Raw genomic sequence first — 23,380 nt, 5'->3', positions numbered from 1 at the left:
GACGCACCATGGGTTCGATCACGCTGCACAAGGTGGAAAAGTGGTTCGGCGAACTGCAGGTCATCAAAGGCGTGGACCTTGAGATCGGCGACGGCGAGTTCGTCATCTTCGTCGGCCCGTCCGGATGCGGAAAGTCCACGCTTCTGCGGCTGATTTCAGGCCTTGAGGAGGCGTCGCACGGACAGGTCTTCATCAATGGCGAAGACGTGACCTCCCGGCTGCCGTCCGAGCGCAAGCTGTCGATGGTGTTCCAGTCCTATGCGCTCTATCCGCACATGTCGGTCGGCGAAAACATGGGGTTCGGCCTGAAGACGGCAGGCGCCCCGCGTGCCGAAATCCGGCAAAAGGTTGCAGAGGCGGCCCGCATCCTCAAGCTCGAAGACTATCTGGACCGCAAGCCCAAGGCGCTGTCGGGCGGCCAGCGCCAGCGCGTCGCCATCGGCCGGGCGATCACGCGCGAGCCGGTCGGCTTCCTGTTCGACGAACCGCTGTCGAACCTCGATGCGGCGCTGCGTGTCGAGATGCGGTTCGAGATCGCCAAGCTGCACGAGACGCTCGGCACGACGATGATCTACGTCACGCACGACCAGGTCGAGGCGATGACGCTGGCCGACAAGATCGTCGTCCTCGATTTCGGCGTCATCAAGCAGGTGGGCACGCCTCGCGACCTCTACGAGAAGCCGGACAATCTGTTTGTCGCCCAATTCATCGGGTCGCCCAAGATGAACGTTTTCGACTGCGAGACCGACGGCAATCTGTACCATCTCGACGGCCACGGCACCGGACCGTTCGAGCGCGAGGCGGGCAGAAGCGCGGTCAAGATGGGCGTGCGGCCAGAGCACATCCAGGTCGTCGGGGCCGCCGAAGGCACCGTGACGGGCCGGGTCGAAGTGACCGAATATCTGGGGGCCGACACGTTCCTCTATGTCGATTGCGGCGCACTCGGGCAGATCGTCGTGCGCACCACCGGCGCCAACAACGATCTGCGCGGCAAGACGGTGGGCCTGGCGTTCGATCCGGCCCACCTGCACTTTTTTGACGAGAACGAGCTGGCGGTTTGACCCTGGGCGCTACTCGGCCGCTTCCACAGCCAGTTCGCCGGTCGCGATCTGCTCGGCTTCGATCGACTCGAACAAGGCGCGGAAATTGCCCTCGCCGAAGCCCTCGTCGCCCTTGCGCTGGATGAACTCGAAGAAGATCGGACCGATCACCGTCTTCGAGAAGATCTGCAAGAGGATCTTGGTCATCCTGTCACCATTGGCGTCGTCGAACACGCCCTCGCCGTCGATCAGGATGCCGTGCTTCTTCATCCGCTCGACCGGCTCGTCATGGCCGTTCACGCGGGTCTGCGACATCGCATAATAGGTCTCCGGCGGGCCGGGCATGAATTCAAGGCCGTTGTCGGCCAGCCGGTCGGTCGCATCGTAAATTGCATCGGTGCCGACGGCGATGTGCTGGATGCCCTCGCCCTTGTACTTGCGCAGATAGCTCTCGATCTGGCTCTTGTCGTCCGTGCCTTCATTCAGCGGGATGCGGATCTTGCCGCAAGGCGACGTGATCGCGCGGCTGACAAGCCCCGTCAGCTTGCCCTCGATGTCGAAGAAGTGGATCTGCGTGAAGCCGAACAGGTCGCGGTAGAAGGCCCACCACTTGTCCATGTTGCCGCGATAGACATTGTGGGTCAGGTGGTCGAGATAATAGAAGCCGAACCCCTCGGGCGCGGGGTCATGCTTGCCGATCCACTCGAACTCGGCATCATAGGCCGAACCCTTGTCGCCATAGCGGTCGATGAAATAGATCAGCGAGCCGCCGATGCCGACGATTGCCGGAACATCGAGCGCCTTGTCGGCGCCGTTATAGGGTTCGGCGCCCAGATTGACGGCGTGCGCGAATGCGTGCTCGGCATCGACCACGCGCCAGGCCATGGACGGCGCGCACGGACCATGCTCGCCGACAAAGCGCATGGCGTGGCTGCCGGGTTCGGCGTTGACGATGTAGTTGACGTCGCCCTGGCGCCAGACGGTGATCGCCTTGGATCGGTGACGGGCCACGGGCTGATAGCCCATCCTGGCAAAAAGCCGCTCCAGCTCGGCCGGCTCCGGGTGGGCGAACTCGACAAACTCGAAGCCGTCCGTGCCGGCAGGATTCTTTTCGGTGATCTCGGCTGTCTGCGCGTCGTGCGGAAACGGACCCATGACACTTCTCCCAAATGGTTGTTTTGCTCCAGTCTACCGCAATCGGGATGCAAGATGCTTGCAAACTTCGCGTCCAGGCATAAGAATACGCACGATGTTTGCATGAATTGGAGGAATTGCGTGAACGATCCAGCACTCGATCGCCAAGACCGCACAATTCTCGCGGCATTGCAGCAAAACGGAAGGCTGACCAACAACGAACTGGCGGACCAGATCGGGCTGTCGCCGTCGCAATGCTCGCGGCGCCGCGCACGGCTCGAGGAGACCGGCCTGATCTCTGGATATCATGCCGTCATCGACCGGGAGCGCGCGGGCTTTGCGCTGGTCTCGATCATATCGGTGACGCTTGCGACACATACCGAGGGCAATGCGGAGCGCTTCGCGCGGCTGGTCCGGGCCTCGCCCAACATTTTGGAAGCGCACGCGCTGACCGGCGAGATGGACTATTCGATCAAGGTCGTCACCGAAGACCTGCACGCGCTGTCCGACTTCATAAACCGCACGCTGCTCGCCCACGAGGCGGTGCAGAACGTCAAGACCGCGATCGTGCTCAACACGGTGAAGGACACGTCGGCACTGCCGCTCGCGGCGGAGTGAGGCGCGCTCCCGCCACCCGCCCCGCGCAAGGCTGGTACGCCATGGTCGCACCGTCAAAGGATGCGGAGTGGCGATGCAGGCCGTCAGCACGATCGGAACCGGGATTGCCGTTGCCCTTCTCGCAGTGGGCGGCGCCTATCTCGGCGCTTTCTGGGACAATCTGTTCGGTGACAGCGGCACGCCGGCGCCGGTCATCGCCCTGACGCGAACCGTCGAACTGCCGCCGGTCTCGGTTCCCATCTATCAAGACCGTGCACGGGTCGGCTATTGCGTGGTAACCGCATCGGTGGACCTGCCGAACGGCTATTCGGATGAAGATTTCCAGATGGCGGTCACCAGCGTCGCCGACTCCATGCTGCGCAAATTGTCGGTCGTGGCTGTCGGCGAAGACGTTCCTGCCCTTTGCGCCGCGCAACTCGACCAGGCGCCGGACGCCTACACGATCGTCAAGTCTGAATATTTCCAGACCGTGCGTGCCGTTCCCGGCGCGTCCTGACGATCCGATCCGATCAATTGTCGAAGGAAATCACCGGCTGCCGGATTTCCGGCGATTGCAGATAGTCGAGCTGCCGCACCGAAAGCGCGCTGACCAGCGGCGCACCGGCCGTTTCGTTGATCGCCACTTTCAGCCCGTCCGCCAGTTCGTCCACCCCCATCGGACCGCCGACCCAGAAAGTCTCGGCAGCGTTGCGGTAGAAGAAGATGTTGGCCGCGTGGGTGACCACCGTTGTCAGCGGAAGCTGCCGTTCGTCGACGATGGCACCGTCATAGGAGATCACGTAACGGCCGATAATGTAGCCGTTGATCCGGCCGGGCAGGATCAGCGGCGTGGCGATCAGGTCGGTGCGCAGCGTTGTCGAGGCCTGTTCGGCGTGTTTTTCGTTGACGGCACCATCGGTGCCCGGCGCCATTGTGGCGCCGCCATAGAGCCCGCCGAGCGAGGCGGTGGTTGCGACCGCAACGACGGCGAACCGGGCGATCACAGATAGGCAGCCGGTTTGGCGCGCGCCGGATTCCCATAGGTTCCGTCCGACGGCATGGCGCCCGACAGCTCCTCGACGACGCCGATCGCGTCGCCCACGGCAACGATGTGCGCCTGGAGCAGCGATTCGTTGAGCGCAACCGCCTCGCGCAACTGGCCGAACGCGGTCTTGGCATGGGCGTGAGTGAGAATGGAGCGATCGTCGCCAACCGCAAGCTCCAATTCGTAGAGACAGCGGTTCTTGGCCTCGACGAACCCCGACAGGTCGGCGGCGGGATTGTCCCTGATCGCGGCGCACTCGCCCCTGATGATCCCGGTCAGCCGCGCAACGATGCGCAGGACCGTCTCGGTGTCGGCGCCCCCGCCCGGCGCCGCCTGTTCAGCGATCATGTCCCATCTCCCGATCCATAATGCCCCTCAAGCTGTGATGCGATGCCCAGATCGATGCCTTCGGCAATCCGGGCGCCGAACTGTTCGGCCATGAATGATGCGTAATAGTCGCTGCCAAGCCCCTCGCCGAAGAAGCCGCCCTCCTCGGAGGTCATCACGCTTTGCAGCATCTGTTGGACGAGCAGCGTTTCAAGCTGCTTCCAGCCGGGTTTTTCCGCCGGCTGCGCACGAACCGTTTCGGCGCCTGACGCCGCGTCCTGCGCCGCGACCTGATCGACCGCCCTGGCGAACGCCACATCGCCGGCGGAAGCCGCCTGCCTTACCGCCGCTGCGGCGGAATCGGGACGGGCCGCATCGCCGGTGGCGGCGGCTGGTGTCAGGGGAGCAACATCCATGATGTCGACTATGGACGGCGAGGCTTGCGGGAAACTTGATTCGCTGCCGAAAACTGCCGGTCAAGCATCTCGCCCAACTGCTTTTCGGACGCCGAGCGCTCTTCGGCCCGGCGCGCCTTGGCGGCCGCGCGCTGGAGCGGCCTGACGCGTGCGGTTTCTCCGGCCAGCCGTTCGCGAGCCGTTTGCTCGCGTCTGGCCAGCGCGGCCTTTTCCGCATTCAGCGACCGGGCCCGCTCGACATAGAAGTCGAGCAGCGGCAGCGTACGCGCGTCGGGCTCGGCGGCCCAGCGCTCAAGCGAGGCGATCTCGCCCGACTTGGCATCGAGGGCGCCGGCGGTTGCGGCATGCTCGACGCGCGCCATGGCGGCCATCGCCTCCTGGGCGCGGATCAGCCGCTTGATGTCGGACGAGGATCGCTTCATGTCAGTTGCCCGTGTAGAGCGCGGCGAAATTGCCGCCAAAGACGCTGAGAATGAATGGCAGGTTGAAATAGAGCATTGCCAGCGCGCCCAGCAGCATGGCGGGCAGCGCGACGAAATAGATCGGGATCTGTACCGCGAGCTTGTTGAGCGCGCCGACCAGCATGTTGGCGATGATCGCAAAGCCGATGAACGGGCTTCCCAGCCGCAGCGCGATCGAGAATGTCACCGCCAGCGTGTCGACCAGATCGGCCAGCAGCACCGCGGGGTCGGGAAAGCTTCCCGCCGGGAAGATGTCGTAGGAGGCGAGCGCCGCGCGCAGGACGATGTGGTGGAAGTCGGCGGCAAACAGGATCAGGAGCGCGGTAAACGAGACCAGCGTCGTCAAAGCGGCCTGCGGTTCCTGCCCCTCGATGTTGGGGCCGAGCATGCCGCCATAGCCGACCGACATGGCGACCGCCGACATGATGAATTCGAGCGCCAGAATGTAGATGCGCGCGACAAGGCCGATGGCCGCGCCGATCATCAGTTCGGAGACAATGGCGCGGGAGACATTGTCGAGACTGTCGGGATCGACCCGCCCCAGAAGATCGGCCGCCATCAGCGGGAACAGCGCCACCGTCAGCGCGACGGCGGCAAGGAGGCGGATCCGAACCGCCACGCGGGCGCTCGAAAAGCCCGGAATGATCATCAGGACGGCGCCGACGCGGCAGAACAGAAGGAAGCCCGCCATCAGGTTGGCTTCGATCAGCGCGTTCACGACAGCGTGCCCACGATCCGTATCTCGATGCCCTTGCCGATCTCCAGATGCGACATGACCGCGACATCGGGGTGCATGCGTTCGACGATCATGCGCACATAGGGACGCGCCTCGGGCGTGGTGACGATGGCGATCCGGTCGTGGCGGGCCTTCTGCTCGGTGATCTCCCTGCCGATCTCGGTGCCGAATTCCTCGAGCTGGCGGGGGTCGATGTCGAACTGGGCGATCTCGCCGGTGGAGTCGCGCTTGAGCGCCTCGCGGAAGGCCAGCTCCCAGCGATTGCCGAGCCGGACGATGCTGAGCACGCCGTCGACGGTCAGATCCCCGCACAGTTGCTGGGCCATGCGGGCGCGCACATGCTCGACAATGGTCTCGGATTTGCGCGTGGTCGGCGCGATCTCGGCCACGGCCTCGATGATCAGCGGCAGATTGCGGATCGAAACCCGCTCGGCCAGAAGCAGCTTGAGCACCGCCTGGAAGCCGGGATAGGTGGCATGCGTGGTGCAGATCTCGTCGGCGAGCTTGCGGTATTCGGGCTCCATGTCGTTGATCAGCGTCTTCATCGCCTTGTAGGAGAAGAGCTGCGGCAGGTTGTTGCGCACCACCTCGCTCAGATGGGTCAGGATGACGCTGACATTGTCGGCGGTGGCGATGTTCATGCGCCGCAGATCGTCACGGAAGGTTTCCATCACAGACAGCGCCTCGCCTCCGAAGGCGGGCTCGCGCACGGCCGTGTGGGGGATGCCGCGGATCGCCTGCGGATCGGCGAACGCCAGAAGCTCGCCGACACGCAGTTCATGCTCGACCACGGTCGTGCCGTAAATCTTGATGCGATAGGCCTTGGGCGGCACGTCATATTCGTCGACAAGCTGCACGTCCGGCACGACGAACCCGTACTCCTGAGCGAAGCGCTTGCGCATCTGTTTCATCCGGTGCGCCATGTCCTTCTGCTTGGGCAGAAGCTGCGTTGCGAGCTGCTTGCCCAGCGAAAGCTGGATTTCCGGCACGGCGAGCGAGCTCTTGACGGAATCGCGGGTCTCGCGCTTTTTGGCCTCTTCCTCGTCGTCGATCACCTTTTGCTGTTTTTGGGCTTCGACCGAGCGGAACAGCGGCCGCAGATAGGCGATCGCCGTCATGCCGGCGGCGAGCATAAGGAACGGTACGGCCGGAAGGCCCGGCATCAGGCCGAGGATTGTCAGAAGGCCGGCGGCGACGAACAGGGCGCGCGGATAGTTGCCGAGCTGGTCGAACACGATCTTGTCGGCCGAGCCCTGGTTGCCGCCCTTGGAAACCAGCAGGCCCGCGGCGAGCGACACGACAAGTGCGGGGATCTGCGAAACGAGCCCGTCGCCGACAGACAGTTTGGTGAAGACATCGGCCGCCTCGCCCATCGACATGTTGTGGCGGGTAACGCCGATGATGATGCCGCCGACGATGTTGATGGCGGTGATCAGAAGGCCGGCGATTGCGTCGCCGCGCACGAACTTGGAGGCACCGTCCATCGACCCGTAGAAGGAGCTTTCCTCTTCGAGCTCCTTGCGCCGGCGGCGCGCCTCGGCTTCGTCGATGACACCGGCTGAAAGGTCCGCATCGATCGACATCTGCTTGCCGGGAATGGCGTCGAGCGTGAACCGGGCGCCCACCTCGGCGATGCGGGTCGAACCCTTGGTGATGACGACGAAGTTGACGACGACCAGGATCAGGAAGACGACCAAGCCGATGACGAAATCGCCGCTCATCACGAAGCTGGAAAAGCCGGCGATGACGCTGCCGGCGGCATCGACGCCCTCATGGCCGTCCGACAGGATCGCCCGCGTCGTCGCGATGTTCAGCGACAGGCGCAGCATGGTCGAGATCAGCAGGATCGTCGGAAAGGACGAGAAGTCGAGCGGCCGCGGGATCCACAGCGCGACCATCAGGATCAGGACGGAAAAAGCCAGCGACACGGCCAGTCCGACATCGATCATGAAGACCGGGACCGGCAGGAACAGAAGCGACAGCACCATCATGATGCCGATGGCGAAGGTGATGTCGTTGCCGTAGGACGATGGCGCCGATGCCGCCGGGATTTGCACGTTGGCCAAAGCCGTCTCCGAGACCGAGAGGTCCAGCGCGCGTGACCCGTGCGCCGGTCATATCCGCGATCATCGAATCCGGGGCTTGCACGGGGCTGGCGGCAAGCCGGTCAACTGCTGCCCAAAAGCCGGAAATCCGGGCTCAGAAGCCGGTCTGGATGCGGCCGTAGAGCACCTCTGTCATGCGGCCGATCTGTGCGCCCATGAAGGCGGCGGAAAAGGAGATCGTCACGAGGATGACGACGATCTTGGGGATGAAGGTGAGCGTGATTTCCTGAACCTGGGTCAGCGCCTGGAACAGCGCGATCGCAATGCCGACAAACATCGCCGCGAACACGGACGGGCCGGCGGTGACCAGCGTCGTCCAGATCGCAAGCTGGACGATTTCAATGACGTCGGCCTCGGCCATCTTGATGCCTTTTGTGGCCGCAGAGCGGTCAGCTGACGGTCAGGCCCGCGCTCACCGGCACTTCGGTGCCGTCGCTGAGAATGGCGACGGTGCCCTGGCTGAGGATCTTCACCTCGGCCACGGTGCCAGAGGTCAGGCCGTCGGCGGATGTCACCGTCCGCCCGATCAGCGAGCCGGCCTGCTGGAACGATGTCATCTGGATCAGGTAGTCAAGCTTGTCATTGAGCTTGGTCGACTGCTCCACATTGGAGAAGGACGCAAGCTGGGCGATGTATTCGGTGTCGCTGATCGGCTCGGTGGGGTCCTGGTTCTGCATCTGCGCCGTCAGCAGCTTCAGGAAGGCGTCATAGTCCACCGTCTGGGCACTGCCGGTCTGCGATGTGCCGGTCGTTCCCTGGACACCTGTAACTGCGCTGACGTCGGTCATGGCTTCATCCTGCCGCTGCGTGTCGGTCCTCTTGGGCAGGATTATCGCATCCCAGGCTTTCGCCACGCTTGCGTGCAAGAATGCCCGCCTCGACCTCAAAAAGGGCGCGCAGCGCCTTGAGCGCCTCGAAGGTGCGCTCCTCGGCGATCATCACATCGATCTGCTTGAGGCCGTTGAGCACCTCGGCGCTGTCGAAAGTCGCCAGCAACGCCTTGACCGAATCCTTGTAAAGCTTTGCTGCCGCAGGCTTTTCGGACGGCGACATCAGCATGATCTGGATGATGAAATAGAGCTGCTTGAGCGGCGTGTCGGCGTCCTCGACCTGCAGCACGTGGTTTTCGAGCAGGAAGTCGACATCGTTGAGCAGTTCGATGCCGACCTTGCGGTCGGCCCGCAGCACCGCGCCATTGATGAAGACGCGTTCGTTGGCCTTGAGGAAAAGTTTGAACGTGCCCTTCATTTCAGCCCGTCCCGGATGATGGCCGTGATGTCGCGGATTTCCGAAATCGATCCCTGTTCGCCGATGCGCACCGCATCGGCCTCCTTGAGGATCCAGATGCCGATCGAGATCAGGCTGGCGCGCAGATCGTCGGGCAGTTCGTTTTCCGGTTCGGCCAGGTCCTGCATCAGATGGGTCCACAGCCGCATCGTGAAATGCATCGCCTCGACCGTCGCCATCGAGTTGGGCCCGTCCTTGAGCGCCTGATCCATCAGGGCAATGGACTGGTCGAGCAATTGCTGTTCCCGCTCACGCGAACCAACAAGGGAATCGGACTCGATTTCGGCGTAACTTACTCGGATCATGATGGCCTTCCTGGCTCTTGTCACAGATAGCGCATAATACTCATCTGCTGGATGCGGGCGGTCGTGGCGTAGGACGCCTCGATCTGGGTCAGAAGATTGGTCAGCGCGGTCGACGCCTCATACTGGTCGACCCCTTCGAGATTGTCGGACAGACGTGTCAACACATCCATCTGGCTGGTCATGGTCTTGTTCTGCCGGTCGATGCGGTTCTCCATCAGGCCGACGCTGCTCTCGAGACCGGTGATGCCCGTGCCGCCGGTCTTGGCGCTGGACATGGCGAACAGGGCCGCCGTGTCACGCGCCTCCTGCGACAGCGGCGCGGCATAAAGCTCCTTGGCGACGACCGCGCCCAGCATGAGCTTGCGGAACCCGTCCTCGTTGGCCGAGACCGAAGCGCTGGCCACCGTGTCGATGCCGATGCGCGCGTTGATCGTCTCGTCGGTGGCGGACGAATAGTCGGTCGTCCAGCCGGCGCCCATGAATTGCGGCTCGAGCACGTTTTCGAGGAAGTCGGTCATTTGCGCGGCGGTGATGCCGGCAGCGGCGGCATCGGTCTTGGCAAAGCCGAAATGGCCTGCGAAGGCGGTGTCGAAAGCGGCCTCCCCGGCGCCGCCCGTATGGGCCGCCATCGGCGCGCTGGCGGTGTTCACGCCGCCGAAGATGTGCACGCCGTTGACCTGGGTGTTGAGCAGGCTGGTGATCTGTTCGATGGCGTTCTGCGACTCCGTCAGCACGACGTTCTTCTGCGCCTCGTCGCCCAGCGACAGGCCGAGCGTGTTGACCAGATCGTCGGAGATCGCGTTGAGCTGCCTGAGCGCGGTCTGCGTCATGTCGAGGCGCGAAGCGGTCACGCCATTGGTGTCGATGATGCGCTTGAGCTGGGCAATGTCCGACTTGAACGAAGCCAGGTTCTCCGAGCGGGCACCCAGGACCAGCCCGCTGTCGGCGAGCTTGCCGGTCACCACTTCCTGCTGCAGGCGCACCAGATCGATCTGCATCGACGCGGTTGCGTTGCGCACCGAGTTGAACATTGAATAGGTGGCGACGTGCGGCGTGACCTTCATGGGGTTACCTCACCGCCGCGAACAAGGTGTCGAACAGCCGGTCGACCACGCTCATGATCCGGGCCGACGCCTCATAGGACTGTTCGAGCGCGATCAGCTTGGTCATCTCCTCGTCGATGGACACGCCCGTCTTGGCCAGATAGTCGCCCGACAGCTTGTCGTGCAGCGCCTTCTTGCTCTGCGAGGCCATGTTCGCGGTCGAGCGCAGATTCTCCACCCAGCCGATCGACGCATCGGCGTAGCCGCTGACAGAGCGGTCTCCGGCAATGCCGGCGGTCGCATCGATCGCGCGCGGCGTGTCGAGACCCTGCACAAGGGCCAGCAGATTGTCGGAGTAGGCCGCGCCGCCGGTGGTGTTGGCGACATAGGCCGCGCCGTTGGCGCCGCCGTCGCGCAGAAGCGTCGGATCGCCGCCCTGCTCGGGATCGAAGGCGGCGCTGACGGTCAACGAGGCGGCCATGCCGGGCACCAGCGTGCCCGCCGGCGGGATGCCGGGGCCGCCGGCATAGGTGAATAGGCCCGCCTGCGCCGGCGCGCCGCCGCCTATCTGGTCGGTTTCGGCAAAGGTCTCGACGAGGCCCCGCGCGATCTCGTCGAGCTGGGACTGCTGCTGCACGGCGACACTGTCGCGCGCCTGCATCAGCGCGGACAGCTTGCCGGAAGCGGAGGTGTTGGCGCCCTGCCCGACGGTCAGCGGAACCCCATCGATCCGCAAGGGATTGCCGGTCGTCGTCGGCGAATAGGCCGTCTGCGGGTCGAAACTGATGTTTCTGGGCACCGTTTCGAACAGCGTGATTCCCTGGCCGGCGTAGAGCACGAAGTCGTTGTTGTCGCGCTGCACCACCGAGATCGATACATATTCGGACATCTGCTTGAGCAGCGCATCACGCTGGTCGAGCGCGTCGTTGACGTCGGTGCGAAGCTGGGTGCCCTGGACGACCAGGCTGTTGGCGGTTTCGAACTGGTCGAGCAGGCTGCGCAGATCATCGACGCCGGCGGCGATGTCGCGGTCGATCTCGGCGCGGTAGGACTGGATGCCCTGCGATGCGCTGCTGATCGAGCGCGCAAGGTCGCGGGCGGCATCGATCGCCGATGACCCGAGAATGGGATTGGACGCATCGGCGGAGTAGATCTGCAGAGCGTCGCGCAGCGCGCCGATCTTGACCGACGCCGAATTCTGGTTGTCGACGCCGTTCACCGCCGTCTGGAGCCGAGAGGCGGCATCGCCGATCACCGCCTGGCCGGCACTGTCGGACAGGGCGGCGAGCGAACTCTTGAACAGGGCCGGCTGTTCGGCGCGGCCGATCGAGTAGGTGCGGGCGCCGTAGGGCGCGGTCGACACATGCGCCTGGCGACGGACATAATCCTCGTTGCCGGCATCGGTGATGTTGCGCGAGGCAAGCTGTGTCTGCTGAGACACGTTGAACAGCGATGACTGCGCAATCTTGATGGCCGCTGTCAGCGTCATTTCATCTACCTGCCAGACATTCCCGGTTCGGGCGTCGTCCCATCCCAATCATTGAGCGGCATATGTGCCGGCAAGCCGCGCAACAAAGCGCGACACGCCAAAGGTTAACGCTTGAGTGTTAACAAGACGTCCATCAACTCCGATCCGGTCTGAAATACCTTGGAGTTGGCGGTGTAGTTGCGTTGCGCCTGGATCATTTCGGTCAATTCCTCGGCGATATCGACGTTCGAGGATTCGAGCGCGCCGGAGACCAGCGTGCCCAACTCGTCCTCACCGGGGAAGCCGAGGCGCACATCGCCGCTTTCCTGATTGGCGACAAAAACGTTGCCCGAAAGCGAGGTCAGCCGGTCGGGGCTGACGACATTGGCCAGCGGCACGCGGAACAGGGCGCGCAGCGTCTCGTTCTCGAATTGCGCATAGACGGTGCCATCGGCGCCGATGTTGAGCTGCTTGACGGTCGCGGGCGCATTGCCGTCAACACTGACTTCGGCGACCGTGAAGTCGGTGGCAAGCTGCGTCGAGTTGGTCATGTCGAACTCTAGCGGCTGGCCGTTGGGGACCGGTACGGTGAAGCTGGTCGCGCCGCTCAACTGACCGGTCGTGCCGTCGAAGGTGACCGTCTGGGTCGCCAGCGGGCCGGCGCCATAGGGGAAGTTGGTGCCGGCGGCCGCCTGGGACTGATCGAACACCGCGATCTCCCACGTATTGGCCGCGGTCTTGGTCATGTAAACGTCGAGCAGTTGGGAGTCGCCCAGATTGCCATAGGCGAGAATCGAGGTTTTCTGCGAGAATTCGGAGGTGGCGGCGTTGGCCGACGGCAGCGTACCGGTGACGACGGGCGCACCGGACGGGAAGTTCACCTGGAATGTGCCGAACTGGGATGGAGTTGCGTCCATTGCCGTATTGTCCAGGCGGACGATCTCGGTGCCTTCGAGGCTGTTGGCGGTCACGGCCGGTTCGCCGTTCTCGTAACTGTAACCAGCCAGGAAATAGCCGGCCGAATTGACCAGACGGCCCTCGGCATCGGGAACGAAAGCGCCCGCGCGCGTCATGAAGGAACTGCCGTTCTGATCCTTGACAACGAAGAAGCCGCCGCCATCGACGGCCAGATCGAGCGCCGAACTGGTGAACTGCAGCACGCCCTGCTGGGAGACGTGCTGGCGGACATTGGTGACGATGCCGCCAGAATTGTGGCTGTTGGGAAGATTGTTGACGACCAGCGTCGAGAACTCGACGCCGAGCTTCTTGTATCCCGTCGTCGCGGAGTTGGCGATGTTGTCGGCGACCGTGGAAAGCTTGCTTGCCTGCCCCTGCATACCGGACACGCCGGTGCGCATCATACCGTAAAGACTCATGGGCGGACCCCCTTCTCGCGATTGTGCGAGAAAGGTTACACGACCAAACTTGCCTGAGGCTGCTCTGCGGCGGGCTGGGCGATCGGCACCGGCGTGCGCAGCGAATCCATGCAAAGCCGGTAACCGAGATAACGGCGCGAATCGATGACGTTGACGCCGAGAATGCGGGTCAGCTTCTTGCGCAGTTTGGAGATGTGGCTCTCGATGACGCACTCCTCGACATGGTCTTCGAGCACGCCGTAGACGGCGTTGTAGACCTGGGTGCGCGAGGCGCGGCGCTCGCCATTGCCGGCCAGATACTCCAGAACGCGGCGCTCCCGGCGCGGCAGCGGGAAGGGCTTGCCGTCGATGAGCGGATCGCGCCCGTCCATGAAGACGCGCAGCCGGCCGCAGTCGATATAGGTCTTGCTCTGCTCGGAGCGGCGGCGGATGGCCGAGATGCGCGCGAGTATCTCGCGGACATGGACGGGCTTGCGCACCACATCGTCGGCGCCGATGTCGAAGCGCTGCAGGGTCTCGTCAAGGGAGCCGGTCTCGAGCATGGCGATGATCGGCACGCGCGTCTTGGCACGCAGCGCATTGATCAGCGTGTCTTCGTCGTTTGTTTGTCCAACCAAGAAAGACTGGATCGTCTGCACTTCTTCCGAAGGTGACGACTCAAGCCAGTCCTGTATTTCCGATGAATTCATCCCGTAAACGGAATACCCAATACGCGAAAACATGCTCCGATACGCGTCCAGCACGGCGCGCCGGTCGTCGACAATTACGATCATGTGTGTTGCCCGCCAAATCAGTCCCCAAACGATGACTTATTGGTATGGCCAGCCGAAACCCCTCTCACCCCCCTGTTTTTTACCTATTGCACTTCAGGAACGAATCGAAAAACGGGCTGACTGAAGGCAAAGGGCCGTTGAACCGCAAGGCTCGGACAAGTCTTAACGATCGCGTTAACGAGCTGTTAACCATCAGATAATGATTCGGCCCTCGGCGCTTGACGGGTGTGCGCCGTTGTGGGCGCCGGCGGGGCCGGTCTCGATGCCGTCGCTCGAACCGCCCGAACCACCCGATGCGGAGCCACGACCGCCCTCACCGGACCGGTCGCCCTGACGGCCCTCGAAGCTGCGCGACGCGGTGTCGTCGCCACCGGTGCGCATCTGTCCTTCGCCGGCAATCTCGATGTTGGCGCCCGCGAACGAGCCGCCAACCGCTCGAAGTACGGTGGCGATCGTCTCCTGATCGGACCCGAGAGCGCGGGCCGCCGAGGCACTGTCGGGCGTCAAGGTGACCGTCATCTGCTCGCCGGACATGCGCATTGTCACGTTGATCTGGCCCAGATGGGCCGGCTGAAGCTGGATGCGCAAGACGGAAACCGGCTGCCCGGCCGCGGCCGGCACGGCCATCACGCGGGCGACGTGCGAGGAGACCGCTTCGCGCATGGATGCGGGCAGATCGCCCTCGCCCGCAAGCGCCCGGCCGAGATCGAGCGGAACGACCACGGGCTGCGACGGCCGCGCTTCGCCGCCCGCCGGCGCAGCGGCGCTGCCGGCGGGCGGAATGGCGGGGCCTTCGCCGGACGCCGCGCCCAACTTGACCGCGGGCGCCTGACCGGCGCCGGTCCGGGCGTTGCCGAAGCCGGTGCCGCCCTCCCTGCTGCCCTTGCCGGCGGCGAATGCCATGTCGATCGTTTCCGCCCTCGACGATGCCGCCTGCCCCTTGCCCGCCGGCATGTCGATGGTCTCCGCGCTCGCAACGCGATCGATCTCGATGGCCGACGGCTGTGGCGCTGCCGGCCTGGCCGCGATATCGGCCGAGATGGTGCGCGCCGTCAGATAGGGTGCAACGGCCATCACCGCGACGACCGGCGCGGGACCGGCGGCGGGAGACTGAACGGTTTCGGCGTCCTTGTCGGTCTGTCCATTGCCGTTCGTCTCAGCCGGTCTGGCCGCTTGCGCTTCCGGCGCCTGTTCGGAGCCCTGAAGTTTTATTGCCGCCTCGCTTTCCCTGGCAGCGGCCGACGATCCGGCTGGACGCGGGACGTGGATCGGCTGCCCGTTTCCGGTCTCGGATCCACCCGCACCGGATAGACCGTCCGCTGTCCGATCGGTGTCGGCTGCGACGTGTTCGCCTTCTTTGGCGGTCTCGCGCGGGCGCGCGCCGACCGCACCGGCGGTCTTCACATCGGGCCCATGGCCCTCCGGCTGACCCGTTTTCTGGACGATGCGCCCGGCCTTTTCGTGCGCGGCGTCCGGCGCCGGCTTGCGCGTTCCGGTTCCCGCATCCTTGACGAGCCTGGCAAACTCCCCGTCGGCCTCGCCCTTGTCCCGCCCCCTGGCGTTGCCCTGGCGCTCGGCAATCGCCGCCGCATCGAGGGGTGCTTTTGCATTGGCAGCAATCTGGGTCACCCGCCGCTTCCTTCCAAGACTGAATCGATTTCCAGCAATACGTCACGCGTGCTGGACATGAACGCACGATGTTCGTCGCCCAGCGCCTCGACTTCACCATTGCCCGACGCCGCCGCATCGCCGGCAACGTTCTCGCGGCGCGCCGGCGCGGCCTCGGGCGACGGCCGAAGCGCGGCCGGCTCGACGGGCCGTGCGGCGCTGCCATAACCGGGCAGAACGGTTCTGACGCCCTCGGTCTCATCGGGCTGCATCGGCAGGCCGAGGCCGCCTTGCGCGCCGCCCTCATCGGTGTCTGTCGCCGCCGTTTCGGTATCTTGACCGGACGGCGCCGATGGCGCGGGCTCTGGCCGGTTGGATCGCGTCATTTCGCGGATGACATTGCGTGCAACGGCCAGCAGTTGCCGGTCGGCCGGCGACAACTGGCCGGCATCGATCGCGTCGAGTTCGGCGGCGACCGCCTCGTGGTCGGCGGAAGCGATGTTGGCCATCAGCACATAAAGACGCTGGCGCATGGCATCGACCGGATCGGCGGCAGGCGCCCGGCGGCGTGCCGCAGCGGCCTCGCCGGCCTTGATCTCTTCAACGAACTCGGCTTCCAGAAAGCGCACGAGTGCGAAATTGCCATCGATCGTGGCAGCCCGCATCTGCCGGGCGACGATGCTGCGCCGATGGGCCGGCGGCATGAAACGGATGATCTCGGCAAGCCGCATCTGGTCCGACGATCGGGTCAGCGCGATGCCGCCATTGACCAGCGAGACGGCGAAGTCCGATGCGTAGGGCGAGTTGACGAAAGTTCGCGCATAGCGGCTGGCAGCCGTCAAAAACTCTTTGTGATCATGACCTTGCGACAAGATCGGCATCAAGCGCCTGAGCGCCGATTCCTCGATCAGCGTACCCGGCGCCAGAAGCGTGACCTGTTGGAGATAGCCGATCTGCTCCTGCGGCGTTTCGGCGTTGATGCCGTTGATCAGGGCAAGACCGGCGCCGAGCATGCCGCCGAGCACCATCGGGCTGGCGGCCGCCTCGTCGCTGACCGATTTGTCCAGCAGCGCTCCGGCAATCGCGGCGGCGAGCGCCTTTTCGTCTTCATCTGACTGCCGGGCCAGCGTGTCATAGAGCCGGGCGAACGTCGCCGGATTTCCGCCGCTGACCGCATAGGCGAGCACCGCGCGGCGTTCGGCCGGATCGGCCAGCGCGTCGGCGTCGAGCGAGGCGAACAGTTCGTCGATGACACGCAACGTACTGGACTGGAGCTGGAATGCGGACGGATCGCCGCGCGCGATCTGGTCCTGTATGTGGTGCAACGACCGCACCGCGCCGAGCGGGCGCGTGGGCAGGTCGGCAAGGGCCGGAAGACCGATGCCGGCCAGTATCGCGGCCGCCAGCGGCAGGCACATGGCGGGACGTGTCGTGCCGAGAGCCATCACGAGCCAAGCTCCAGCAGGATGTCGATGCGCCGGTTGCGGGCGCTGAACGGATCGCCGGGCACGGCAAGATCGCGGTCGGCGCGGCCGGTCACGGCGCGGAACCGGTTTTCCGGGACGCCGCCGCGCACGAGCATGTAATAGGCCGCCTGCGCCCGGGACGCCGACAATTGCCAATTGTCGGAACTGCCCGAGATGAAAGGCCGCGCATCGGTATGACCTTCGATGCGCAGTCCGCCAGCCCTTTCGCCGATCACCGAACCGACCTTTTCGAGCGCCAGGACGAGCGGCGGCGACGGCACGGCCGAGCCGATCTCGAACATCGGGATCTGCAGATTGTCGGTCAGCGAAATCAGGATCGCGTCCGGCTGCGCCTCGACGGACAGCTGTTCGACGAGCACGCTGTCGGCGCCGAACGCCTCTGTCAAAACCTCGGTCAGCGCCGTACGCAACTGTTCGGCTGCCTGCTCACTGGCTGGAGGCACCGTTTCCGGCGTTTCGGTTTCCAGGGAATCGGCCTGGGGCGAATCCATGGTCTCGGCTGCCAATTCGGCCGTCTCGGCTGCTTCGGCCGTGGCGGGTTCCGCCTCGACCGGCTCGCCCGCTTCCATCGCCACTTCCGGCTCCGCCTGAAGCGCACCTTCCGGTGCGGGTTCGGACGGCTGCATCTCGGTCTCGGCGGCAATATCGGCCAGCGCCGTCTCGGTCTGCCCGCCGGGCGCGGGCGCCGGCGGCGCGCCGGTTTCGGAAAGCGGCGCGTCGGACAAGGGTTCGCGCGGCATGTCGGACCAGCGCTCGGGCGCGAACGGGTCGAAGAAGGTCTCGATGGAGGCGTCGGTCTGCTCGGCGGACCAGGACCGGGCGCCGCTCTGCGGTTCCAGCCCGCTGGTGCTGCCCGCCTCGAAGCTGCTGGCAATCTGGTCAAGCGCCTCATAGGGATCGGCGAAGAAGGCGGCATCGCCGGTGGGGTTGCCCTGCTCTTCGGCCTGCCCGCTGCCGGACGCGTCGGTCTCGCCGCCGCCCCCCGAGCCGGTGCCCTCGGCGTCGATGACTTCAACCTCCTGGATGCCCTGGGCGTCGTAAAGGCCCTTCACCGACCGGTTGCGGTCCACCAGCTTGACCGGGTTGAAATAGCTGGCGACCGCCTGTTTGGTCTCCTCGTTGGCCGCATTGACCAGCCAGAGCACCAGAAACAGACAGAACATGGCCGTCATGAAGTCGGCGAAGGCGATCTTCCAGGCGCCGCCATGATGATCGTCGTGATCGTCATGACCGCGCTTGATGATGATGATTTCCTGATGGTCCTGCGCGGCGCTCACCGGCCACCTCCAAACAACAGGGCGCGGGCTTCCTCGAGCCGGGTGGACAAGACGGCGGTGTCGGCGATGGCCACGAGTTCGGCCGTTTCGGCCGGCTGCATCTGCGGCGCCGCCAGACCTTCCGGCCAACCCTCGCGCACGGCTTCAAGAAGGCGCTCCGGCCCGCTCAGGCGTACGGCAACCCCCTCGCCGGCTTTCACCATCGTCGCCAGCTCCGTACAGAAACGATCGACAGAGGATTTCTCGATGACGCCCATCAGCGGATGAGCGAGAACCGAACCGAGCGATGACCGGACGGCCGCGGACACTCCGTCGGCCATGGCGGGAACCGCCTGCTCGACAAGCCGCGCGATTTCCGCCGCATGAGCGCTTTCCAGCGCTTCGATCCGCGCGGTCAGTTCGGCGATCCTTTCGTCACGGGCAAGAAGTTCGGGATCGGCCGCCGGCGGCGCGACCTGAGCATCCTGGACGGCAGACGCTTCCGGCTCCGTCAAGACAACGGTATCGGACGGCGCCGCCGCCTGCCCGGCGATGGTTTCCCCATCCGCCGCCGGCGCCATGTCGGCCGAAAAGGCTGCCGACAGCATGGTCTGAAGTGCCGCGGCATCGCCGGGCACACCCGGCGTGTCCGGCTCCGCAAACTCGGGGGACGGTGCCCGCGGCGGCGCATCGACATGCGGTCCATCGAACGCGTCAAAAGCCGCGGGATGCCGCGATGCCCCGATGAAAGGCACGAACCCGTCGGCCGGCGCGGCGGCCGGCGCGCCATGGGCCGGGACCGCATTGTCGCCGAAATCGGGCAGAAGGGCGTGAAACGCCTCACGCATCGCTGGACACAGCCTCGTTGTTCAGCCAGCGGCGGAGGATTTGCGCGGCGCGCTCTTCGTTCATGTCGATGATCCGCGACAGGCGCTCTTCTGGCGCGGGCTTCAAGCGGATGGATTCGGCGGCCATGTCGGCCAGCGCCTCGCCGCTGCCATCGCCAATTCCGCCCGCGCCCTCATTGGCCAGAAGCGGCGTTTCGCCTGCCTCGACCCGCGCCACCTGCTGGGCGAATTCGCCCGAACGCAACACGTTGATCATCGGACGAACCGCCAGGAAGATCACCGCCAGAATGACGGCGATGAAGGCAAACGCGTTGATGGCCGTGCCAAGATGCTCGTTGAGCGATGCCATCGCGCCGGGCGCCGACGAGCCCTCGGCGGCCACGCCTTCCACGAAATCGAACGCGGTGATGTTGAGCACGTCGCCGCGATCCTCGACGATGCCCGCCGCTGCGGCCGCGACCGTCCGGATCTGCGCCAGCCGCTCCTCGACAGCGGCGGGATTGAGCGGCTGACCCTCGGCATCGACCAAGCGCGCGCGGTTGACGACGACGGCGATCGACAGCCGGTCTACATTGTAACCGTTTGATATGGTTGCAGTTCTCGTCGAACTCAACTCATAGTTCGTCGTTTCCTCACGGCGCTCGCTGCGCTCGTTCGTGCTGCCGCCGCCGGCGCCGGCCTGCGCGTCCTGGGGCAGGTCCTGCTCGACGGTCACCGGCTCGGATGCAAGCTGCTCGGTCGCCGCATCCTCGGCGCGCACGATCTGGACAGAACGTTCGATGCGGCTGTCGGGGTCGAAGATCGTCTCCTCGATCTGCCGCTGGTCGGTGTTGATGTCGGCCTGGACGCTGACCCGGAAATTGGCGGCGCCGAGCGTTGCGGCGAGCGCGCGGTGAATGCCGTCGGCAACCTGGTTTTCGACCGTCGCCTCGATGCCGATGGCGCTCGATGCCGAGTTGGTCAGCGGGTCCTCGCCCGCTGCCAGCAGCCGGCCGGCGGAGTCGAGCACCGTCACATTGTCGGCGACCATGCCCGGCACGGCGGCGGCGACCAGATGGCGCACGGCGTTGGCCCGGCTTTCAACACCGGCGCGATCGAAGCGGATGATGACCGAGGCGGTCGGCACCTGTTCGGCGCGGCGGAAATTGCCGCGCTCGGCCATCACGATATGGACGCGGGCGCCCTTGACGCCGCTGATCGTCTGGATCGAACGGGCGATCTCGCCCTCAAGCGCGCGGACGCGCGTGACCTCCTGCATGAAGGATGTCAGGCCGAGCGAGCCGAGATTGTCGAACAGCTCATAGCCGGCGCCGGCGCTGGACGGCAGACCTTTCTCGGCGAGAATCATGCGGGCGCGGCCGGTCATGCCGGCCGGCACCATCAGCGCGGTTCCCTCGGCGTTGACGTCGTAGACGATGCCCGCCTCACCAAGCACCATGCCCATGCGCGTGACATCGTCACGCTCAAGACCGACATAGAGCGGCTGGTAGGCCGGGCGGTTGAGGAATGCCGAGCCGATGCCGACGGCCATCAGGACAAGAACGAAGACGCCGGCCATCAACATGAGCCGGCGCGGGCCAAGCGCGCTGAGATTGGCGGCGAGCATCTTGAGGTTTTCTGGCACGGCTCATCCCCGGAACTGACTGGGCCCAGCCTACCGGTTCAAACTTGCGCGAAGGTGATGAGGGGCCCACCGGCTGCGGAACCGAAAGCGAAAACGGGCCGCCCCATGGACGGCCCGCGATCAGGACGATTGTGGGATGGCTGCGCGGTTATCCGCGGAACAGCGACAGGATCGACTGGGCGTTGCCGTTGGCGATCGACAGCGCCTGGATGCCCAGCTGCTGCTGCACCTGCAGGGCCTGAAGGCGCGTCGATTCGGCGCTCATGTCGGCATCCACCAGCTGACCGACGCCGCGCTCGATGGAATCCATCAGGGTGCCGACGAAGTCGCTTTGCAGCTTGATGCGTTTTTGCGCCGAGCCCAGATCGGAGGCGGCGGTCGTCATCGCCTGAAGCGCGGTCTCGGCGATGGTGATCATGCCGTCAATGTCGGCATCGTTCAGGTTTGCGGTGTTCAGGTCGAGGTTGGACACCGAAGCGGCCACGTTGGCGGCGCCACCGGTGGTGACCGAGTCATCGTCCAGAATGCCGTCCGCAGCGGCGTTGGCATCGAACAGCGCAATGGTCGATTTGTCGACGGTCAGCGTGCCGACGGAAACCGCGCCGCTCGCGTCGCGGTTGAACGAGGAAACGATGCTTTCAGTGGCCGAATAGCCGGCGGCGCTCGAATCGATGTTCAGCCAGTTCTCGCCGTTGAAGGCGGCCGAGGTGGCGATCGAGGTGAGCTGGTTCTGCAGTTCGTCGATCTCGGTCTGTATCTTCGAGCGGTCGACGCCGGGCTCGCGGGCCGCCACCAGCTTGGACTTGATCTCGTCGACGACCTTGATGGCCGAATCGACAGCGGTGTAGGTGATATCGACCTTGGCCGAGCCGAGGCCGAGCGCGTCCTGAACGGTCGAAAGCGCGGAATTGTCCGAACGCATCGTCGTCGCGATCGACCAGTATGCTGCGTTGTCGGACGCCTCGGAGACGCGAAAACCCGTGGAAATCCGGGCCTGCGTCGTCTCAATCGAATCGTTGGTGTTCTGCAGGGCGCGCAGCGCCGTCATCGCAGAAACGTTGGTCATCAAGCTGGACATACAAGGCCCCTTCTCACACTCCGCACCATTGCGACATCCCGGCTTTCGACCGGTACGACGACGTAGCCTCATGCCGCGCCGGCTCGGAAATGCCGACGCACGTCTGTTGTCACTTCATTAAGGTAAACAGGAATGGCTAACAAAAGCTAAACGGGGCGACCCGCGGAAAATCAGGGCGACGGCGCATGCGCAAGCGGCCGCAAGCCAGATGGCCAGCGGCAGCAGAGAGTCATTTTTTTTCAGATACTTATGGGCTGAACGCCCGCTCGGCATGAACGTGCCGAGGCTCACGCACGCAGCATAAAAGGGCCGCCCGAAGGCGGCCCTCCCACAAGCGGAGCTCGCTTGGTGTTAGCGGAACAGCGACAGGATGGCCTGCGAGTTGCCGTTTGCGATCGACATGGCCTGAATGCCGAGCTGCTGCTGGACCTGCAGGGCCGACAGGCGGCTCGATTCGGCGCTCATGTCCGCATCGACGAGCTGGCCGATGCCGCGATCGACGGCATCCATCAGGTTGCCGACGAAGTTGCTCTGAAGATCGATGCGCTTCTTGGCAGAACCAAGGTCCGAAGCGGCCGTGGTCATGGATTGCAGCGCCGTTTCGACGCCCGAGATCATGTCGTCGATATCGGTTTCGTCGACGTTGGCAGCGGTCAGGTCGAGGTTGGCGACCGTGACCGTCACCGCACCGGCGCCCGTCGTGGTGAATTCGGTATCGAGGATACCGGTCGCGGCAGCGTTGCCGTCGAACAGAGCCGTTGTCGACTTGTCGACAGAGATCGTGCCAACCGAAACGGCGCCGGCGGCATCGCGGTCGAACGATGCGACGATGCTTTCGGTGGCCGAGTAGCCGGCGACGCTGGAGTCGACGTTCAGCCAGTTTTCGCCGTTGAAGCCGGCCGACGAAGCGATGGAAGTCAGCTGGTTCTGCAGTTCAGAGATTTCTGCCTGAACCTTGGCGCGGTCAACGCCCGGCTCGCGGGCCGCAACGAGCTTGGACTTGATCTCGTCGACGACTTCGATGGCGCTGTTGACACCGGTGTAGGCGACGTCAACCTTGGCCGCGCCAAGACCCAGAGCGTCCTGAACGGTTCCAAGAGCCTTGTTGTCCGAACGCATGGTGGTTGCGATCGACCAGTAGGCGGCGTTGTCGGAAGCCTCGGCGACGCGGAAGCCGGTGGCGATGCGCGACTGGGTGGTTTCGAGGGCGGAATTGGTCTGCTGCAGCGACTTCAGCGCCGTCATTGCAGATACGTTGGTCATCAAGCTGGACATATGAGTGTCCCTTTCTACTCAAAACAAACAAGGGACATTCCGGGCAAGCCGGTACGGCAGGGGGGCATCATGCCGGCCGCGCATGGCGGCG

24 protein-coding genes and 1 pseudogene are annotated in these 23,380 nt (G+C 64.7%); 3 read left to right on the top strand and 22 right to left on the bottom strand.

Annotated elements, in window-relative coordinates; translation table 11 throughout:
* Positions 1-8: 8 nt before the first annotated feature.
* Entirely contained in the window at positions 9-1,061 is a 1,053-nt protein-coding gene (locus tag DEM25_RS12510) for an ABC transporter ATP-binding protein (RefSeq protein WP_109766070.1), read from the top strand.
* Between the two features lie 9 nt (positions 1,062-1,070).
* On the opposite strand, the gene hppD is transcribed toward DEM25_RS12510, so the two are convergent.
* Positions 1,071-2,195 (bottom strand): 4-hydroxyphenylpyruvate dioxygenase, encoded by a 1,125-nt coding sequence (hppD, locus tag DEM25_RS12505; RefSeq protein WP_109766069.1) that lies wholly within the window; start codon positions 2,193-2,195, stop codon positions 1,071-1,073.
* A 120-nt stretch (positions 2,196-2,315) separates the two neighbouring features.
* Here hppD and DEM25_RS12500 point away from each other — a divergent pair, with 120 nt between their 5' ends.
* Both DEM25_RS12500 and DEM25_RS12495 read left to right on the top strand, forming a co-directional pair.
* Positions 2,316-2,792: an Lrp/AsnC family transcriptional regulator gene (locus DEM25_RS12500; RefSeq protein ID WP_245412896.1), complete on the top strand. Its 477-nt coding sequence runs from the start codon at positions 2,316-2,318 to the stop codon at positions 2,790-2,792.
* Positions 2,793-2,859: 67 nt separating this feature from the next.
* Positions 2,860-3,288 carry a hypothetical protein gene (locus DEM25_RS12495; protein ID WP_147393319.1) on the top strand — a complete coding sequence of 143 codons (429 nt, stop codon included), beginning with the start codon at positions 2,860-2,862 and terminating at the stop codon, positions 3,286-3,288.
* Between the two features lie 13 nt (positions 3,289-3,301).
* Here the strand turns inward: DEM25_RS12495 and DEM25_RS12490 are convergent, their stop codons facing one another.
* The 21 genes and pseudogenes from DEM25_RS12490 to DEM25_RS12395 all read right to left on the bottom strand — a co-directional run bounded on the left by DEM25_RS12490 (position 3,302) and on the right by DEM25_RS12395 (position 23,289).
* Positions 3,302-3,775, bottom strand: coding sequence for a hypothetical protein (locus DEM25_RS12490; RefSeq protein ID WP_109766066.1), 474 nt, complete (start codon positions 3,773-3,775; stop codon positions 3,302-3,304).
* Positions 3,772-4,164: a hypothetical protein gene (locus DEM25_RS12485; RefSeq protein ID WP_109766065.1), complete on the bottom strand. Its 393-nt coding sequence runs from the start codon at positions 4,162-4,164 to the stop codon at positions 3,772-3,774. The genes DEM25_RS12490 and DEM25_RS12485 overlap by 4 nt, the downstream gene beginning before the upstream one ends.
* A complete protein-coding gene (locus DEM25_RS12480; protein WP_109766064.1) occupies positions 4,161-4,559 on the bottom strand; it encodes a hypothetical protein in 399 nt (132 codons plus the stop codon). The genes DEM25_RS12485 and DEM25_RS12480 overlap by 4 nt, the downstream gene beginning before the upstream one ends.
* A gap of 8 nt (positions 4,560-4,567) precedes the next feature.
* The gene (locus DEM25_RS12475; RefSeq protein ID WP_109766063.1) at positions 4,568-4,981 is read right to left on the bottom strand and encodes a hypothetical protein; all 414 of its coding nucleotides are present in this window, start codon (positions 4,979-4,981) and stop codon (positions 4,568-4,570) included.
* A 1-nt stretch (position 4,982) separates the two neighbouring features.
* Positions 4,983-5,738 (bottom strand): flagellar biosynthetic protein FliR, encoded by a 756-nt coding sequence (locus tag DEM25_RS12470; RefSeq protein ID WP_109766062.1) that lies wholly within the window; start codon positions 5,736-5,738, stop codon positions 4,983-4,985.
* Positions 5,735-7,822: a flagellar biosynthesis protein FlhA gene (gene flhA / locus DEM25_RS12465; RefSeq protein ID WP_245412895.1), complete on the bottom strand. Its 2,088-nt coding sequence runs from the start codon at positions 7,820-7,822 to the stop codon at positions 5,735-5,737. Before flhA ends, DEM25_RS12470 begins: the two co-directional genes overlap by 4 nt.
* A 133-nt stretch (positions 7,823-7,955) precedes the next feature.
* The gene (locus DEM25_RS12460) at positions 7,956-8,222 is read right to left on the bottom strand and encodes a flagellar biosynthetic protein FliQ (protein WP_109766060.1); all 267 of its coding nucleotides are present in this window, start codon (positions 8,220-8,222) and stop codon (positions 7,956-7,958) included.
* A 28-nt stretch (positions 8,223-8,250) separates the two neighbouring features.
* The gene (flgD, locus tag DEM25_RS12455) at positions 8,251-8,649 is read right to left on the bottom strand and encodes a flagellar hook assembly protein FlgD (protein WP_109766059.1); all 399 of its coding nucleotides are present in this window, start codon (positions 8,647-8,649) and stop codon (positions 8,251-8,253) included.
* 4 nt (positions 8,650-8,653) lie between these two features.
* Entirely contained in the window at positions 8,654-9,109 is a 456-nt protein-coding gene (gene flbT, locus DEM25_RS12450; RefSeq protein ID WP_109766058.1) for a flagellar biosynthesis repressor FlbT, read from the bottom strand.
* The gene (gene flaF, locus DEM25_RS12445; RefSeq protein ID WP_109766057.1) at positions 9,106-9,453 is read right to left on the bottom strand and encodes a flagellar biosynthesis regulator FlaF; all 348 of its coding nucleotides are present in this window, start codon (positions 9,451-9,453) and stop codon (positions 9,106-9,108) included. Before flaF ends, flbT begins: the two co-directional genes overlap by 4 nt.
* 20 nt (positions 9,454-9,473) lie before the next feature.
* The gene (locus DEM25_RS12440) at positions 9,474-10,517 is read right to left on the bottom strand and encodes a flagellar hook-associated family protein (protein WP_109766056.1); all 1,044 of its coding nucleotides are present in this window, start codon (positions 10,515-10,517) and stop codon (positions 9,474-9,476) included.
* A gap of 4 nt (positions 10,518-10,521) precedes the next feature.
* Positions 10,522-11,985, bottom strand: a complete 1,464-nt coding sequence (gene flgK, locus DEM25_RS12435) for a flagellar hook-associated protein FlgK (protein WP_109766055.1) — start codon at positions 11,983-11,985, stop codon at positions 10,522-10,524.
* A gap of 104 nt (positions 11,986-12,089) precedes the next feature.
* Positions 12,090-13,340, bottom strand: coding sequence for a flagellar hook protein FlgE (locus DEM25_RS12430; protein ID WP_109766054.1), 1,251 nt, complete (start codon positions 13,338-13,340; stop codon positions 12,090-12,092).
* A 104-nt stretch (positions 13,341-13,444) separates the two neighbouring features.
* Positions 13,445-14,113 (bottom strand): annotated as a pseudogene (locus DEM25_RS12425) (response regulator transcription factor); the annotation flags it as partial.
* 192 nt (positions 14,114-14,305) lie between these two features.
* Positions 14,306-15,742 carry a flagellar hook-length control protein FliK gene (locus tag DEM25_RS12420; protein WP_109766052.1) on the bottom strand — a complete coding sequence of 479 codons (1,437 nt, stop codon included), beginning with the start codon at positions 15,740-15,742 and terminating at the stop codon, positions 14,306-14,308.
* Positions 15,739-17,166 (bottom strand): MotC family chemotaxis protein, encoded by a 1,428-nt coding sequence (locus tag DEM25_RS12415; protein WP_109766051.1) that lies wholly within the window; start codon positions 17,164-17,166, stop codon positions 15,739-15,741. The genes DEM25_RS12420 and DEM25_RS12415 overlap by 4 nt, the downstream gene beginning before the upstream one ends.
* A complete protein-coding gene (locus DEM25_RS12410; protein WP_158585259.1) occupies positions 17,166-18,485 on the bottom strand; it encodes a MotB family protein in 1,320 nt (439 codons plus the stop codon). Before DEM25_RS12410 ends, DEM25_RS12415 begins: the two co-directional genes overlap by 1 nt.
* On the bottom strand, positions 18,482-19,312 hold the full coding sequence (locus DEM25_RS17805; protein WP_158585258.1) for a hypothetical protein: 831 nt from the start codon (positions 19,310-19,312) through the stop codon (positions 18,482-18,484). The genes DEM25_RS12410 and DEM25_RS17805 overlap by 4 nt, the downstream gene beginning before the upstream one ends.
* Positions 19,305-20,936 carry a flagellar basal-body MS-ring/collar protein FliF gene (gene fliF / locus DEM25_RS12405; RefSeq protein WP_109766049.1) on the bottom strand — a complete coding sequence of 544 codons (1,632 nt, stop codon included), beginning with the start codon at positions 20,934-20,936 and terminating at the stop codon, positions 19,305-19,307. The genes DEM25_RS17805 and fliF overlap by 8 nt, the downstream gene beginning before the upstream one ends.
* A gap of 148 nt (positions 20,937-21,084) precedes the next feature.
* Complete coding sequence (locus tag DEM25_RS12400) at positions 21,085-22,014, bottom strand: flagellin N-terminal helical domain-containing protein (protein WP_109766048.1); 930 nt, start codon at positions 22,012-22,014, stop codon at positions 21,085-21,087.
* Positions 22,015-22,365: 351 nt separating this feature from the next.
* Positions 22,366-23,289, bottom strand: coding sequence for a flagellin N-terminal helical domain-containing protein (locus DEM25_RS12395; RefSeq protein WP_109766047.1), 924 nt, complete (start codon positions 23,287-23,289; stop codon positions 22,366-22,368).
* Positions 23,290-23,380 lie beyond the last annotated feature (91 nt).

Origin of the sequence: Oceaniradius stylonematis, assembly GCF_003149475.2 — a bacterium.
Taxonomy (GTDB): Bacteria; Pseudomonadota; Alphaproteobacteria; order Rhizobiales; family Rhizobiaceae; genus Roseitalea; species Roseitalea stylonematis.
Note: the sequence above shows the minus strand (reverse complement) of the source record. Positions and strands in the feature narration are given on the sequence as shown.